The sequence below is a fragment of the Photorhabdus temperata genome, from assembly GCF_025384845.1.
Taxonomy (GTDB): domain Bacteria; phylum Pseudomonadota; class Gammaproteobacteria; order Enterobacterales; family Enterobacteriaceae; genus Photorhabdus; species Photorhabdus temperata.
Map to the genome: position 1 here is coordinate 1 of NZ_JAJAFX010000041.1, position 17,449 is coordinate 17,449.

A 17,449-nucleotide genomic window follows, 5' to 3' on the forward strand; every position below is an offset into this window, starting at 1 on the left:
CTGGTTAACTCTTTCAAATTAACCCCAACGCCATCCTCAGTGGCGACCAGCCGGATTTTATTGGCATACATGCCGCCCAACGCTTTGGTATCAATGGCTAATTGCGGTTTAGCGCCTTCTCCGGTGAGAGAATTAACCGTGCCGTCTTTTAGGTTGATGCGGTTGGTCCCTTGCGTCAGTGACAGGGTGTTGGCCTGAATTTTTCCATTTAATTCCGTCGCCCGGCTGATGATATCGACATAATCCGTTGCCTTGCCATCCAGCCCTTTGCCGCCGATGGTGATTTGGCCTTGTTTAACTTCTAACTTTTCCTTTTCTTAAATTAAGTGTGACAAAGTCAGTGATGCTGACCAAATTGTGACGCAGCGCTGTCCATTGTTGTTGAGTGATCGTTTCCTGATCCGCCGGGCTGACAGGGATTGAAGCTGGTGCCAGTGCGGAAATTGCCGGCAGGGTAAGTGCTGCCAGGCTCCGGTGATAAAACGATAATCTTTCCATAGAGAATATTGATAATTTTATAGTGTCATCATTAAACTATTCTAATGTGGAATTATTTATCTGTCTGAATGGGTAGTATGAAATGTGATCAAGATCGGGTTCTTTAATCCTGACAATGGGGAATGAGATATATTAAATGCTAAAAAAAGGCGATAAGGCTGGAGATGTTATATTCTTTTAGCCGTGATAGTCGAAACGCTGAACGTCAACAATCTGAAAGCCCTATCGGGCTTTCAGAAAATGTTTTGGTTAAACAATTCTAAGATCATTCCTGCTTCGCAATTAATTTAATTTGCAGTCGATACGTAATCAACGATGCAAGTTCCGACAGCGGTTTATCGCTTAACAGCAACTCCAGCGGGATATCCAAGCGTAGTTGTTTGTTGATTTTTTGTACCAACATCAAGCCATTCAATGAATCAATACCGTTGTCGGTCAAGGGTAGATCAGGATGGAAAACCTCTGCTTGTGTCCCGGCAATCTCACTGCAAAAAGTCTGTAACAGGCTGACAACATCATCCAGATTATTCACCGCAAGTGCTGCATCTGCGGGTAAAGACTGAACCACACTTTCCTGCCGGATATCCCGCAATAGCGCCAAATGACGCATTTGACTAGCGAGTAAACTTGACCAATCCGCCAGGAACGGCACCAGTTGCGGCTCAATACGGGCAAACAAGCGATCTAAAATGGCTAATCCCTCCTCTGAACCGAATGGCTGTAAGCCACTGTTTTCCAGTATTGGTAGCGTTCGACTATCCCGCAAAGCGATCCCCGCCGCCCATGGTCCCCAATTAAGGCTTAACGCAGGTAAACCTTGCTGACGCCGCAAATAGGCCAGACTATCCAACATGGCATTAGCCGCTGCATAAGATGCCATGCCAGGCAAAGCCAATAATGCACCCAATGAGGAAAACATAACGAAATGTTCTAAAGGTGTATCGGCCAACGCTTGATGCAATGTCCAGGCGGCTAATGCTTTGGCAGCAAATACTCTATCAAACGCTTGGGGGCTCAATTCACGATACCCCTGATCTTCAACATGGGCGGCACAATGAATCACTCCACGCATCGGCTGGCTGGCCTGTTGTCGATATCGTGTCAGATGAGCGACGGTCATTTCCTCATCACCGAGATCAATCGGCAAATAATCAGCCTCAACCCCCTGTTGGTGCAGCATTTCCAGTAACGCCTGATCCTCTGTATTAAGAGTATGACGACGCCCAACCAATAGCAGGTGACGAGCACCATGCTGTACCATCCAGGGAATCAACTGACGCCCCATATCACCAAAAGCACCAGTCAGTAAATAGCAGCCATCCGGACGAAAACGCACTGGCGGTAGCGCTGGTATTTCAGGCAATGGCACAAGACGCAATACATAACGTTGATGATGGCGCAGAGCCAATTGATCCTCGCCATCATCCGCCAATAGCGCATCCCACCATTCGGCTGGAGCAGTGGTATTGTCAATATCCAATAATCCACCCCACAATGCAGTCACTTCCTGTTGACCAATAACCCGCATCATTCCCCATAATGCTGCGGCAAACGGATCAGGCAGATCCTGCTCAGTGACTTGATGAGCACATTGAGTCGCTATCCACAAACGCGGCTTCACAGATCGCTCAGCCAGCGCTGTGCACAAATGGATTAAAGAATGATAAGCCATCCGCGGAGCCTGCAATGGCCAGAGGATCAATATTCTTTCAGTCTCTGTGGGAAGAGCGCCAACTAGCTCCTGAACTTTCTGATAACTATCAGGCAAACCAGAATGCAACGAAGCATACCCACCACGGCGTTGCAACTCATCAGCCAATTCTCCTGCCAGAGCATTTTCACCCCCCAAGATAGCCCATTGCGTCACAGACTCTGTTGATGGCTGAGATAACAATTTACGCCACTGTGGTTGGCCTACCACCAGATTGTTAAGCCTGGAGGACAAACTGTTTTTTCTATTACCGACAAGCTGAACGCAAAACCCGCTGATCTGGCAAAGCAATATGCCACTGTCAGTATAAACATCGATATCACCAAACAACTGTTGTTGTGTCTGCTGAGTATTTCGGGCATGCACTCGAACCCGGCCCGATAATTTACCATTGATACGCAAATGCTGAATGCTCACCGGAATACGAAAATCGCCGGCAGGGATTGGGGCGTGAATATCAGCAGACTGAATCACTAACAATGATTGGAAGATACCATCCAAGGCCGCAGGGTGAAAACCCATTCCCTCTGGTGCAGGCGGCAATTCAATCTCACAGATTGTTTCTCCTTCACCGATAAACGCATGGCACAGAGTACGAAACACGCCACTATAGCTGAAATGCAGATGTTGGAATGCCTGATACAACATTTCTTGGTTCCGCATGCCAGGATAGCGCTTATTTGCAGCCAACGGAGGAATAGTGCAAGCCGTAGCGCCCGGAACAACGATATTCACCTGTGCACTGGCGGCAAGTTGGTACTGTGCACCCTCGTCCAGATGACGGGTAATATAGACCTGTACTTCCATCCGTTGACGATCCAACTGGGTTTTTAGCCTGAATTCCATGCCTGATTCCAGCAGTAAAGCCGACTGCAATCCAACATTATCAAGAGCCAATCCAACGCCAGGAAAACAGATACGGGCCGCCGCCAGCATAACTTCGATATAACCGGCGGCCGGAAACATCGCATTCCCCATGACGACATGATCGAGTAACCAAGGCACTTGTTCCACAGCCAGTTCAGCCAGCCAACTCTTGTTACCCGGCAGGGCTTCGCCTAATAGCACACCACTCAATATACGCAGCCGACGGCGACGGCTGATCTCTGGCTCATGCCAATAAGATTGCTGATGCCAAGGGTAGGTTGGCAGATCGATTGCACGAGCTGTCGGCATAAGAGCCCGCCAGTCAGGTTCAACACCGGCTTCAAATAATTGGCCCAATAACTGTGGCCAGTTCTGCCCCGAGCGACAGGCAAACACTTGTCCGCGATAAGGTTTACTCCAATCCTGCAACCCACCACTCAGCAGGGATTGAGGTGAAATCTCAAGAAAATGGTGGAAACCCGCTTTGAGCATATTTTCTACCGCATCGTCAAAACGGAATGGACTGACCACATTGTCAGCCCAATGCTCAGGAATCAACTTATCATTAATTAACTCACCGGTGACGGATGAAAACACCGGCAACAAGGGTTTTGCCGCAGGAACCGTTGCCGCATCCGCAGCCAACCCTGCCCTGATTGACTCCAAATAGGGGGAATGAGAAGCAATTCTATAATTGAGCCGACTACTGGCGATCCTCTGATGCTTTAAGCGTTCAGAAATGGCGGCTAATTCGCTTACAGGCCCAGACAACAAGCAACGATCGGGGCTATTGCGTCCAGCTATCATCACAGTCGGTTTAGTATCCGGGGCAGACAAATGAGGGAGTATCTGCTCCACCGTAGCGGCTACGATCAATAATCCCCCACCTTTATTCAGCACACGTTGCAGATAATGATAACGCTGGTGTAAAAGTGTCAGCGCCTGCGTCAAATCATAAATTCCCGCCAGATAACAGGCCGCCATTTCACCAGAACTATGACCCAGTAATGCCGCTGGTCTGAACCCCCACTTCTGCAACTGCGCAGCCATTGATACCTGAACTGCAAACTGCATTGGCGGCTCTATCAACTCATCGGCAGAGATCAATGCAGCATATAAGGAAGGTGCAGCAAACCCCGTCCAAATTGCTTCGCAACGCTTGAACTGCTCAGTAAACTCAGGAAATTGCTGGAACCAAGCTACAGAATCTTTCCAAACTTCACTGCCAATGCCAGCAAATATCCAAGCCAAACGATCTACTTTTTTACCGTTACGCTGCGACGGTACATTCAGATTAGTTAACTGTTGTTGCAATTGTTTTCGATTACTGAATGCAACCCCTTTACGCAACGGAAAACAGTGACGAGTCGTCGCCAAGCTATAGCACAGATCATCAAGGGCAATATCTGGCTTTTGTTGCAGCAAATCGGCAATATTTTGCGCCTGCTGTTTCAGGGAAAATTCAGATTGTGCAGACAACGGCAACATGAAAGCCTGCTCTTCCCTCGCCTGAAATTGTCTGGAAGGCGCTGTATTATTGCTCAATACCACATGGACATTCGTCCCGCCAAAACCAAAGGAATTGACCCCTGCAATAACCCTGCCTTCAGGCAACGACGTTAACTGCCGGGGGATTTGCAAGCCTAATTCGGCAAAATGGATATAGGGATTAGGCGGATCTGTATGTAGATTGCCCGGCACTTGTCCCCGCTGTAAACACAATACCGCTTTAATCAATCCAGCAATACCCGCAGCGGCTTCCGTATGACCAATCACGGATTTACAGGCGCCGATCAGCAATGGGCGATCTGTCGGTTCTGGGCGGCATACCCGCCCCAGAGCCTCTGCTTCTATCGGATCACCTACCGCCGTCCCAGTACCATGAGCCTCAATATAATCAATCTCTTCTGGAGCAATCCCCGCCTGAATACAAGCTGCACGGATCACCTGTTGCTGCGCGGTACTGCTCGGTTGAGTGATGGTAGAAGTCCGGCCATCCTGATTTGCAGCTGAACCGTGGATCACGGCTAATATAGGATCACCATCCTGCAAAGCCGCGCTCAAGGGTTTCAACAAAACAGCGCCAATCCCTTCACTACGCACATAACCATCAGCGTTAGCTGAAAAACTGTGGCAACGATTGGTAAGCGATAAAAATCCGGTACGGCTTTCTACTACCGAAAAATCAGGCATCAGCATCAACTGGCTCCCACCCGCCAACGCCAGTTGTGATTCTCCACGGCGCAAACTGTCGCAAGCCAGATGTACTGCCAACAAGGACGATGAACAAGCGCTGTCGATGGTCAAGGACGGCCCCTGAAAATCAAATGCATGGGAGATACGGTTTGACAGCATGGTTCCCATTGCACCCGTTGAAGTATAACCCGTTGCCTGGCGTAAATCGGTAAATTGCAAGTGCATATAATCATGAGTGAAAGCACCGATATACACACCAACCGCCTGACCTGCCAACGATTTTGGCGGTATCCTTGCACGCTCCAGTGTTTCCCATGTCACCTGCAACATCAAACGATGTTGTGGATCGATAAAAGGCGCTTCTGTATTACTGATATCAAACACTGCCGCATCAAAGCCGGCCACATCAGCGATAAATCCTCCCTCGCGCGCCACCATTCGTCCCGGCAGATTACGATCCCGGGAACTATAAGCCTGTGTTGACCAACGTTCAGGCGGCACGGGGGTAATAGCATCACTTGAACCACACAACAGATGCCAAAATTCCTCTGGGGAGCTGACTCCCCCCGGAAAACGGCAACCCATGCCGATAATGGCAATCGGCATATTGTTACTTTTCATCATATTGATATCCATAGTGATATTTTTTACTCCGCTGGATTGTTTACCAGATTATTGTGCGAAGATCTGAACCCATCGCCCTCATTGATAATCGTTCAGACCAGTCTGATTGCTGCACCACTAGGCATTAGGTTTCCGTTCATGACCGTTGATATATATCTTGCCGCAGTCACCGTCATCGCCAAATTCTCCTTTCGAACCATCCATACCCGTATCTCCTTGTACACCCCCCCTACCGTTGGGCCCTTGTTTATTTGCACAGGCTCCGGAAGAGTTTCCTCTATGAGGATCTCCAGGAGACCCGCCATTTCGGCCAAACCCGCTTTTCCCACCTTCCCCGCCAAGCCCGCCAAATGACGCAACATCAAGTATTGGATTACCGTCAGAGAAATTAATATAGACGTTACCACTGTCCCCACCTTTCCCCCCATTACCCCCCTTCCCTCCATTTCCTCCTGGCCCCCCATTTCCTCCACACCCAGGAACACACCACTGGTAATCCCCGGATGTTCTCACTGCCCCCCCATTACCGCCATGCCCCCCACGGCCCCCCATACCGCCATGTCCACCATTACCACCGTTACCCCCTTTCGATAGCGCCCGTATTAACCCAGTAAGAGATTGAGCATTCACAGTCATGTCATTTACATTTCCACCTGGTGCGCCATTCCCCCCGAGTCCTCCGACAGTACCGCTGGTTCCATCAGTACCTGGAGTGCCGTCAAAGTAACAGCCGTTTTTATGTCCCATCCCCTCACTCCCATTGCTGCCATCAGCCCCATCATTTCCTGGCGCACCCTCTAAACCATCGGCGCCATCATGACCTCTACTGACAATGTTCTCTTTTTCAGCGCTTTCATTCCCTATAACATTGTTCGCATTGATGCTGCCACTAGTGTGGTAAATAATTTGACCTCCCGGTTCAAAGATTATCTGGTCATACACCAAGGCAACCGGCTCGCCATAACCCTCTTTATCTTCAACAATCACTGGATTATCTGCGGTCACAGTAATACTTTCGCCACTGTACAGCGCCATCTTCATCGGGAAACGTTTAGCATTAAGAATGTCTTCATAATCTTTGACCAAAGCAGAATTACCATAAATATAGGCCCGAAAGGCTTTGCACAAATCAATATGATTACCCGTAACATTTGCCAGCCGTTCAGCAGAAAACGGTTCCGGCAACGGATGGTGGGGCTCCATTTTGCCAGGGCCATATTCACTGTCAGGCACACCGCCGAGCGCTTTCAGCTCTTGTATGGTTTGTACTGTAAAAAATGCAGGGGGCACAGTCGCTGTCTTCGGATCGTTAGAAAAGATGACCTTGCCGTCAAAATCCGAGGTCTTCAGTTGCTTTGGCTGCCGTTCTATACCAACCAAATGATGATTCTGATGTAATATTGCTAAAGTTTCTGCAACAGTTCTTATTTTATCCACCGGAATTCTCCTGAGTCTAAGTTTATACGTTTAAGATAACTTCATATATCAGTTGTCCATTTGGTCAAGTTCCAAAGTATCTACTGTTATCACTGCGATTGTGACACTAAATAACTCATAGCCAGAATCTTGCCCTTGGCTAATAACCAGATTAGCCATAGCGGAAGCATCGATTTTTTCTGGCAAAGAATTCTGATACTTCAACAGCAGGTATACCAGAAAAATAATTCCTATGAGAATTAATTAGGTAAGTATTTATTCACTTTACAGAAAGCAATTAGATGCAACAATTAAATTACATAATTTTAAACATTAATATAACTTACCACTTTTTTCATTAATTAAAGAGAATATCTCTGTGATACATCACTACCTTTTAATATGTGATAATTAGAAGCTTCAATTTTATATTTATCTCATTAGGTACTATTAGGAAATACAAATAAAAATAGTAAGTATGATTTTATTCTTCAAAAATAACGACAAGACAGAAACCTATAGATATTATTGAATAATGAAATTATGAATGTAATTTAAATTAATGCGGTTAATTCCCCCCTCTCGCGCCACCATTCGCCCTGGCAGATTGCGATAACGATAAGCCTAAGTTGACCCGCGTTCAGGTGGCACTGGAGTATGATATCCATAGTGATATTCTTTACTCCAGTTAGCCGTTTACCAGATTATTGTGCTTACTCATTAACACCATTCGGTCGGGCTGGGAATGCATTTCGGCGGATGAGGTGGCAATCCTGGTGTCATCAATGACTGATAGCTGATACCACTATTCAGTAACTGATAACGCAAACCACTTGGACAAGTGGTGGCATCATTCATGGCCTGAGTGATATCGATCGTTACCCCAAAAGCGATATTGATCGGCTGTAATGTATTATCAGCCGCAGTACGGATAACACGTAATGGCGATCCACCGCAGATTTGCAGATGGTTATTACCGATTTCACTTATCCGAATCACAGTAAATTTACAGTACCCCCGATAACTCAAATCGGTATCCGGCGGCTGATTGGATATGACCCAATACTGATCATTTTGTTTATCAATGATTTTGGCGCCAGACAGCAGACTATAGCCATTATCGGTAAATACCTGACGCAATTCCTTTGAGATCACGCCGCTATCTAATGAGCTCGCTAGCGTAAGAGCGGCACTGAATAAGGGAACACCTGTCAACTTCTTGCCTGCTTCCTCAAATGATAAAGTCACCGCGCCATTAGTCAGGTTAGCTCCGGTCAATTTGGCTTCAGTAAAGATAGTGCCTTGAATTGAAGCAAAGGCCAGAGATGCCGGTTTAAGACCTTGGGTTGGTTCCAACATTGCCTTGCTAAAGTTAGTTCCCACCAGATTGGCATAGGATAAATTCGCCCCATATAACCGCGCCTGAGTGAAATTCATGGTAGCTAAGTTCGCATTCGACAAGTTGACCTGTTCCAGATTGGCGTTGTCGGCTTTGGCATTACTGCCGTACCAATGAGCGCCCGACATATCAACCGCATAGAGATTAGCGCCAGTCAGGATAGCATTAGGCATAAACGTGTTGGCAAGAATCGCCGCATCGCCGCCATTGTCTTGAATAACATCCAATTGCCCATTCTGACGGTGGATAAATAACGGTTTACCATCATGTTCGACCAACCAGTCCTGACCTGGCTGACGAACCAGCACCTCTGCTTGGCCGTTAATCAGCACGTTACCCTGATACAACAGATTGCGTAATTGTTCGGGCAGTTGCTGATTATCCAGTGACTGAGCATCGGCGTCATCCAAACATGCCACTGTGGATAAGGCACCAAACTGAGCGCCGGTCAGATTAACATTCTCCAGGCTAGCATTGGACAAATTCGCCCCTACCAAGGAGACATTACCCAAGATAGTGGCACCGGCCAGATTAGCGCCGACCAGAACGGCGCCATTCAGTGACGTAGAATCCAGATTCGCTTTCTTCATAGACGCCATCAGGAATATAACCTGATCCAGCTTCTGCCTGCTCAGATTGACTCCATCCATCTGTGCCTGAGTAAAATCGGTTTTAGCGGTAATAGTGGCATCAACCAAATTCATCCCTGTCAGTACCGTAGCCAATAAGGTGCTGTCACTGAGGTTTAGTCGGTTATAACCGGTGGTTAACGATAGACGGGCATTGGTCAGATTAGCGCCACTAAAATTAACATTATTGATATTCGCCCCGGTAAAATCAGTACCGGCTAATGTGGCCTGACTAAAATTAGTCGCTTGTAAGGTGGTATTTTGCAAATTCACCAATGTCATGATTGCCTTGGTAAAGTTGCAGGAAGCCAGACTGGCGTCGCTTAGATCAACATTAACCAGATTCGCTTGAGATAAATCGGCATTTTCCATTATCACTGAAGATAACAACGCTCCAGAGAAATCCGCACCGGGCGCTTTTAGACGATTAAATATAGGCTGACCACCGCTGTTCTCACAGCCACGAAAAATGGCATTTGGTAGTTCAGCGTCAGGCATATTGGTATTACCACCCACGATACACTTTTCAAAAAGCGTATTTTTACCATGAATATTCGTTAGATCAGTCTTGCTTAAATCACAACCACTAAAATTGCAACCATCAGCTTTGACATTAGTTAAATCAGCGTCAAGCAATGTCGAACCACGCAGGTCAGCATTGGACAAATCGACGGCCATCATCACCATATTATTCAAATTTTCTTCGGCGAGATAAGCCAAGCGCAGATCTGAGCCCATCGCTCCCCAATCTTTTAGAAATTCCAAGTCTTTTGTCACTATAGTACGAGTAAATTGGGCTGTCTGGGGCGGATTGTCACTGACCGCTTGCCAGACCAACCCAGATTGTTGCGCTACCAAATAGCTGTTACCACTGCTACTGATACGACACAAGCGAAATCCAGATCCCATCTTTTCCAACCGGATCTCGGCAACCGCGCCATTGCGCGATTGATTAGCTTGAGGAGTATTACCGCTCGCGGCCAAGTATTGACCATTGCCCGCCTGTAACCAAAAGCTACTAATGCCATAAGCATTAATCATTTGATTTATCGCCCCTGATTGCTTGGCTGAAAGGCTGAGCGTACCATCCGTCTGAACAGTAATCAGTTGGCCGGAAGTTGCTGCAAATTGCCATTTACCGGCAAAAGATCTGGATTCACTCATGTCATTATCCTCTTGATTGAACTACAGAAACCTTTCCGGCTCTCCCGGCCTGACCACCACTGGCGCTAATACCGCCAATGCCATATCCCCCATCGGGTGCATGTGAACCATCACCATTTACACCCCCGCGCCCAGCAATCCCCCCAGCGCCACCTGGCTGTCCGACGCCGCCATCCCCGCCATCAGAGGTGGCAGATATTGGTTTCGGTAAGCTAGTCTGGATGTATCTGACCCAAACATTACCGCCATCGCTGCCAGCCCCGCCATTGCCTCCATTTCCACCATTGCCACCGTTACCGCCGATACCACCCGGCTTCCCTGACGATAATGAACTACCACGGCCACCATTACCGCCATCACCACCATTGCCGCCATAACCCGCTGTACCACCATTACCGCCATTACCGCCACTATTGCTAATACGCACCACGCTCTGTACGTCAAAACGATTACAACGCAGGGCAAACCACCAGCTAGAACCTGATTGACCATCCAGGCCATTCTGACCGGGTTGACCATCACCACCAGGGCCACCGGCAGTGGGTGGCTTGCGTCGAGAGCCATTCTGACCATCAACCCCCCGTTGACCATCAGCGCCATTGGCTCCATCGGCACCATTCACGCCATTAGTACCCAAAATTTGAATATTTGCGACCATGACTCCTCCTTGCCGTTATTGTTTTTTGCCGTTGACATAAACTGAGCCTACGGTACCTGCTTTTCCGGCAGTTCCTGTGCTCCCCGATGTACCATTTTTACCTGAGCTACCACTGGAATAACCACTACCGCCGCCGCCGCCGACACCACCAGAACCACCATTGCCACCATTACCACCATTGCCGGCAATTGCCCTGGCCTTAAAGGATGCGCTCCCCCCTTCGTCGTAAGTAAAATAGATGTTACCGCCGTTACCCGCGTTACCACCATTACCGCTGGCGCCACCATTGCCACCACTACCGCCATTACCGCCGTTTCCAGCACTACATTCGCTGGTAGAGCCACCGCCATTCCCTCCTTTCCCGCCATTACCACCGTTACCACCATTACCGCCATTACCACCATTACCGCCTTGTGTCAGCATATTCACAAAGCCTGTGATGGTACCGGTTTTAAAATTGACATCCTCTGCATCCCCTCCTTTCTCGCCGTCACTTCCTCTGGCGCCATCAGTACCACCGCCACCCGCAGTACCTGACGTAGCCTGCGTTGCACAGGAGTTTTTATTATCTTTACCGGGGTTACCATTACTGCCGTCTTTCCCATTGGAGCCACTGTTTCCGTTACCGCCATTGCCTCCGTTCCCTCCAATATTTTCAATGTTCGGGCCATCATTATCTGTACCTAAGGTATTAACTATGATCACTTCGTTCGCCTGAACCGTGCCATTGGTGAGATAAATAACTTTACCGCCAGGTTGAATCGTTATCTTATTAAAATTTAAGTTAACAGGTTCTCCGTGACTCTCTTTACTTCCAACAATCAATGGATTACTGGCAGTGACAACGATATCTTCACCACTGTATAACGCGACTTTCATCGGGAAACGTTTAGCGTTCAGAATATCTTCATAATCTTTGACCAAAGGAGAATAACCATAGATATAAGCGCGGAAAGCTTTACATATATCAGCATGATTACCGGTGACATTCGCCAACCGTTCAGCAGAATAGGGTTCAGGTAACGGATGGTGTGGTTCCATTCCGCCTGGTCCATACTCACTATCAGGCACTCCCCCAAGCTCCTTCATCTCTTGTATGGTTTGTACGATGAAAAACGCGGGTGGCACAGTGGCTATTTTCGGATCGTTAGAAAATATCACCGGCCCGTCAAAGTCCGAAGTGTTCAGTTGCTTTGGCTGCCGCTCGGTACCGGTCAAATGATAATGCTCACGCAATTCAGCCAAAGTTTCGTTAACCGTTTTCATTTTATTCATGGGAATTCTCCTGAGTTTTGGTATAAGTTTGTACGTTTAGAATCACAGAGGCGTCACATATCAGTTGCCCACCTTGCTTAAGCGCCAAAGTGTCAACCACCACCACTATCGGTCTTGAAGTCGGATTGCTAATGTTCAGAACCCCGTCATCAGCAATCTCCAGTTCAGCAATCGCAAAAACATCAACGGTTGCCGGAAAGGATATCGGCGCTTCAACAGGGGGGATACCAGAAAGGGTCAACAGCTCTGATGCTGACGACACTTCTGCCGTATAAGAAGGAGCCAGTGACTGTGGGTCGTCAGGCCGTAAAGAGCCTTGCGACGAAGATGCAACAACGACTTTCTCCGTTACATCGCTCTCTGGGATACCTAATAATTGCAAAACCTCTTTAAATCCTGAGCTATAATTTTTTAATGGCATAGTTGTCTCCGAGAAACTGTAAACAGAAATAATCTGCTGATTATCGCCATCCACGGTGCAAATAACTGGGTAACGGGTACTAACATCAGTAATGATGAAATAACCATTTTCATTGATAGTTTCGATCGTTGCCTTGTTACTAAGAGGGTGTTTGTTGTCAGCAAAAACTGCGCGGATTTTATCCATATCGTGTTGCTGGAATATCGGTAATTGATCGATACCCAGATCGAATATTGGTGTAGTTGGCGTCCACTGGCTGATCTGTGGTTGGGTACGTTGATTTTCATCCAAGAATTTGCCGTAATTCATCGCCACCAGAGTACGGAATGAATCTATCGCCAGATGTCCAGCAACAATATGCTGGCGTTTAGCTGGATCAGGCACTAATGTCGAATCAGGGACAGTTACCAGGAAAGTACCGTCAGGATTATAGATATCAAGGATATAATCCGTTGGATCCCGCCCTTCGTTACGGTATGACAAGACATAAATATATCCCTTCGCCTCAACCGCAACATCCAGATACGTAATCCCGGCTGGCTTATTCAGTGGCATATAGGACAGATAATCCGCTACCGTAATCTGAGCAGGATTCGTTGCATTAAGGGTTAACAGCCAGGAGCGAGCACCGCTAAGATCATCAATTTGCCATTTGACACCTTGACCGATAGCGATAACCCGCACATTACTCAAATCGTTATATACAGATACCGTTTGTCCCTTGGCTGTCAGCGTGTAAGTCGCGGGTTTTTGCGGATCATATACCGACCAGCTCTGCCCCTGCTGTATTACGTTAACAACGGTACTGCCGACTGGGTCAATGTTACCGTCCGCCGTCTGGTTATAACTCAGGTAGATCCCATCTTCCGCAAAGGCGGCAATAATCTGCTCGTCCAGTACTCCAGCATTCAGCGAACGTATAAAGTTCGGATCACTGTTACTGAACAGGAATGTCAACCCCTGCTCACGAAATGCTTGCTGTAATGCCGGGGAAAACTCCTGAGCATCCAGTGTTGCCTGATAATCAGCGGTAGCAAGTTGAAACAGTGTTGCACCCGCAAAACTCGGGAATGGGTTCCCTTTAGTATCAAACGCCTGAATACGGGTATTGATTGTCTCCAATAATAGTATGCGGCCATCTGGCGTTACGGTCAGGGCAATTGGCCCATGGGTTAGCCCTTGCCGAATCCCTTCTCCAGAGACAATCTGTGCCGCTGGAGCCTGATCATCCGGATAGCCCTGATCACCCAACGCCAGGATCTGCATCTTGCTATATTGCCAACTGACAGCAATGACATAGCCGCTCGGGTGAACCACCATCGCATCAAGATGTGGAATGGTGAAAGTCCCCCACGAAAGCGGATTATCCGTCAAACCAAAATTATGGCTGCCATCACGCAGGTCCACCCGACGTAAGTGATATTCACCAAACCGTGAATCAATAATAAAGTTATAAGGCGTGATGGTTTTTTCGTCCGGCCCAGCGCCGAAGCTGTTATAACTGATCAGCGGTTGTACTTTGAAACCCACCGCAGATAATTTCAGACGTTCATTCAATGTGTCGTTGCTCAGAGTGGAAATGTTTTGCAACACATACATCTGGCCGCTATTTGGTGGACTTAATGGATCTTCTAGTGGGATATCCTGACCGGAAGCTTGATAGCAATAACCAACCTGATAATCCGAATCCAATATTGTCATATTGACCAGTTTACAGATGTTCTTGCCCACATTGCTGCAATTGAGTGAAGACTGGGTTTCCAGCGGCACGCTGCCTTCAATCCACTGGTACTCTTTTTTACCGCTATCGTAAGACAACTGTTCCCAATATTCGTATTGAGTCACCTGAGTCAGCGGCACCAACATCTCTTTTATATTACCGCTGACGCGCATGATGCCTTCATTAGGGTCGTCTGGCTGCGCATTCAGCAGATCACTGGTGTAGCTCCCCGCTAACCAACCAGTGGCTGAATAGACATTAGCCTTGATTTTGAGTGTTCCACCCCAGCCAACCGAATTGAAATTAAAAGATAGTGGTGTATTGGAACCTGTCGCGGGTAATGGAATAGTCTGGGTATAGTAGGTGCCGTTGGTATATTCAACCGTCACCTGGCACTGTACTGCCACCGGTGGCCAGATTGCGGTTTCCGGACGGCCCGCTTCACCATGAGCAGGATCAGGATGCAGAGTAAAAGCAAGTGTCATCTGACGCTTGATATCCACTTCCAATGTGGCGGGCGAGGAAAGTAATTCACCTGTAGTTACAGCGATCTGTGCCACATCCAGCGCAATCGCAGCTAGCCGGAACGCCCAACCAACCACCGGAACCGCCTGCGCAGCCGCACTGGCTGCTACCTGGGCTGTAACATAAGTCGCTAACGCTTCCATCCCTTTTTTAGCCAGAATACCAATGGCAATACTGGCTAAACTGGTTAGCACCTTTTTAGTATTGAATAACGCTGAACCGACAGCGGCGCCACCACCAATCAATGGGAAAGCAATACCGGCCAGTATGGCAACGTTATCCTTATTAGAAATAAAATCTTTATACCACTGGCTGTTAGTTACCATGGCCCCAGCTAACATCATCAGAGCCGGAATACCGTATTGGAACATACCGGTCAAAATCACACCCGGCCAAACAATCGGGTTCTCCCAACGGGAGGTTCCCAGGCCACCAAACAAGAATTTAGCTGCCTGGGCTTCAGCCGGCCAGGGCAAGCCAAAGTTAGTGGGATCCGTGGGCATCGGGATCCCCATGATCGTATTGACATTAGCCAATACACCCAGGGCCTTTTGTGATGGCGTTTCGAATAACGCAGCTAGCTCTTGAGGGAAATAAAACGGCCAATCACCGTCAACCTTTGGATTATCGATCGGCTGTTCCATCTTCGTGTCTTTAAAGAACTGAATATAGACACCTAGCTGACGTAAGTATTTGTTCTTAAAATCAATGGAAAAATGGCTTTGGCTGCTATCGTAACGGATGCTGTCGGCATACACATCCATACCGTGATTAGGAGTACGGTTGGTGGCAGTCCAAATTTGGTTGGTGTCCCGCTTAACAGCCAATGCTGCTGCCTGATCTTTGAATTCGGCAACGTCCAGAGACGCACTTTGGCTGACACTCCAATTATGATTTTGCAGGCGACCATCATCACGCGAAGTTCTCAACGCATTGGATGCAGGTGAACCTGATCCTCCCTCTGTTTCATCCGATAAATTATATTGCATCACCGGATCACCGGCGGGAAAAATCACCTGTCCATCTTGACCGACCCAATCAAACTCGTAGAACATTTCGCTGCCATCAGGAGCAACCAATTGCCCATAAGTGGCAAACCCCCCGGTTTCCGTCGCTGGCCCTTGGCTTGATATCGATATAGCCAGTTCATAAACTCGGTTATATTGCAACGGGTCTATTGCCTCCGGGGGGGCAATATGTGCATTCATGACAATTGATGCCGAATAGGCCTGGCTGTTAGCCAATTCCGGATGGGAAAACACAATAGAGCAGGCAACATCCCACGGCGTTTTTACTTCATTAGCTGCAACCAACAGATCACTGCAATGAATAGAATTTAGCGCCAAATGTTGACTATTAACACCAAAAGCACTGAGTTTGCCAGGTAAAGCCATACCCACATTATTTACTGCGAGTTTTTCTATATTACGTTTAGCATAACGACGTAAATGAGCATTAGGGACATGGTAAGAAATATGGTAAAGAACCGGCAATGAGGAACGATAAGGTCCGGACTTATCACCAACCACTTTAATCAGGGTAACGTAATGAGGTAAAAAATAGTGCTCAGGTACCTCAGCAAAATGGCTAATATTGTGCGAGCCGTAACGTAAAACCATATCCAGAGCTGAATTTCCGGCAGCTGACTTGGCTAAACTTGATTCATCATGTTCTTGCAACGGTATATTATGTTCACCAACCCAAAGGCTTAACTGGTTGGATTGGCTACGCAAATGGCCTTGAGCTAAATCAAAATGTAGAATATGTGTTTTCATTTGGATTTTATCTCTCTAAATGATTATTTTCGTTATCACAATAAATACTCAATAACCGTATAAATAATTCGGCGGAAAACTTTGAATAAATAATTCTCATGAGAATTAACATATTGCCTTACAAACTTAATTTTTAACCAAAAATACCTAAAGTTGAGTAGAAAAAATATTTATCTACTTTACGGAAAGTAATTGAATATGGCATTTAAATTCCACAATTAATAATATTAATGTGATTTCCAGTTTTTTCCATTAACTAAAGAAGATATTTGTGTGACACATAGCTAATTTTTAATGTTAGCCAATTAGAATTTTTAATTTCATAACTCTATTATTAGCAAATAAAAATAAAAGAACAGCAATAAAAAATAATGATATTTGCCAATAATTATAATAAGATAAAAAATACAGGAATTGTTTAATAATTAAATTATAAACACGAGTTAAATCAATATTGCAAAATAATTATACAAAATTATAAAATCCTAATTTCAATAATAAAACCCAACTCTTAAATAAATTAATCTCATAAATAAATTTTTAAATGACATACCAGAATATCATTCTATTA

The 17,449-nt window shown here is 46.8% G+C and carries 8 protein-coding genes and 1 pseudogene; all 9 read right to left on the reverse strand.

Features of this window, described 5'->3' with window-relative positions; translation table 11 throughout:
* A pseudogene (locus tag LGZ99_RS15925) lies at positions 1–311 on the reverse strand (two-partner secretion domain-containing protein); the annotation flags it as partial.
* A complete protein-coding gene (locus tag LGZ99_RS15930) occupies positions 295–498 on the reverse strand; it encodes a hypothetical protein (protein WP_021326184.1) in 204 nt (67 codons plus the stop codon). The pseudogene LGZ99_RS15925 and the gene LGZ99_RS15930, both read right to left, overlap by 17 nt.
* A 265-nt stretch (positions 499–763) precedes the next feature.
* Positions 764–5,896, reverse strand: a complete 5,133-nt coding sequence (locus LGZ99_RS15935) for a type I polyketide synthase (protein WP_160171164.1) — start codon at positions 5,894–5,896, stop codon at positions 764–766.
* A gap of 117 nt (positions 5,897–6,013) precedes the next feature.
* Entirely contained in the window at positions 6,014–7,333 is a 1,320-nt protein-coding gene (locus LGZ99_RS15940) for a hypothetical protein (protein ID WP_036840588.1), read from the reverse strand.
* A gap of 48 nt (positions 7,334–7,381) precedes the next feature.
* Positions 7,382–7,537, reverse strand: a complete 156-nt coding sequence (locus tag LGZ99_RS15945) for a hypothetical protein (protein ID WP_023045411.1) — start codon at positions 7,535–7,537, stop codon at positions 7,382–7,384.
* 495 nt (positions 7,538–8,032) lie between these two features.
* On the reverse strand, positions 8,033–10,504 hold the full coding sequence (locus LGZ99_RS15950; RefSeq protein WP_051769637.1) for a pentapeptide repeat-containing protein: 2,472 nt from the start codon (positions 10,502–10,504) through the stop codon (positions 8,033–8,035).
* Positions 10,505–10,508: 4 nt separating this feature from the next.
* Entirely contained in the window at positions 10,509–11,162 is a 654-nt protein-coding gene (locus LGZ99_RS15955) for a hypothetical protein (protein WP_036840591.1), read from the reverse strand.
* Between the two features lie 15 nt (positions 11,163–11,177).
* Positions 11,178–12,437 carry a hypothetical protein gene (locus LGZ99_RS15960; RefSeq protein WP_021326140.1) on the reverse strand — a complete coding sequence of 420 codons (1,260 nt, stop codon included), beginning with the start codon at positions 12,435–12,437 and terminating at the stop codon, positions 11,178–11,180.
* A complete protein-coding gene (locus tag LGZ99_RS15965; RefSeq protein ID WP_036840593.1) occupies positions 12,430–16,878 on the reverse strand; it encodes a C-type lectin-like domain-containing protein in 4,449 nt (1,482 codons plus the stop codon). Before LGZ99_RS15965 ends, LGZ99_RS15960 begins: the two co-directional genes overlap by 8 nt.
* Between the last annotated feature and the right edge of the window lie 571 nt (positions 16,879–17,449).

Excerpts from the sequence above, each read along its gene's own strand:
- LGZ99_RS15930 (WP_021326184.1), bottom strand. The coding sequence starts at position 498 with ATGGAAAGATTATCGTTTTATCACCGGAGCCTGGCAGCACTTACCCTG.
- LGZ99_RS15960 (WP_021326140.1), bottom strand. The coding sequence starts at position 12,437 with ATGAATAAAATGAAAACGGTTAACGAAACTTTGGCTGAATTGCGTGAG.
- LGZ99_RS15935 (WP_160171164.1), bottom strand. The coding sequence starts at position 5,896 with ATGATGAAAAGTAACAATATGCCGATTGCCATTATCGGCATGGGTTGC.
- LGZ99_RS15950 (WP_051769637.1), bottom strand. The coding sequence starts at position 10,504 with ATGAGTGAATCCAGATCTTTTGCCGGTAAATGGCAATTTGCAGCAACT.
- LGZ99_RS15955 (WP_036840591.1), bottom strand. The coding sequence starts at position 11,162 with ATGGTCGCAAATATTCAAATTTTGGGTACTAATGGCGTGAATGGTGCC.
- LGZ99_RS15965 (WP_036840593.1), bottom strand. The coding sequence starts at position 16,878 with ATGAAAACACATATTCTACATTTTGATTTAGCTCAAGGCCATTTGCGT.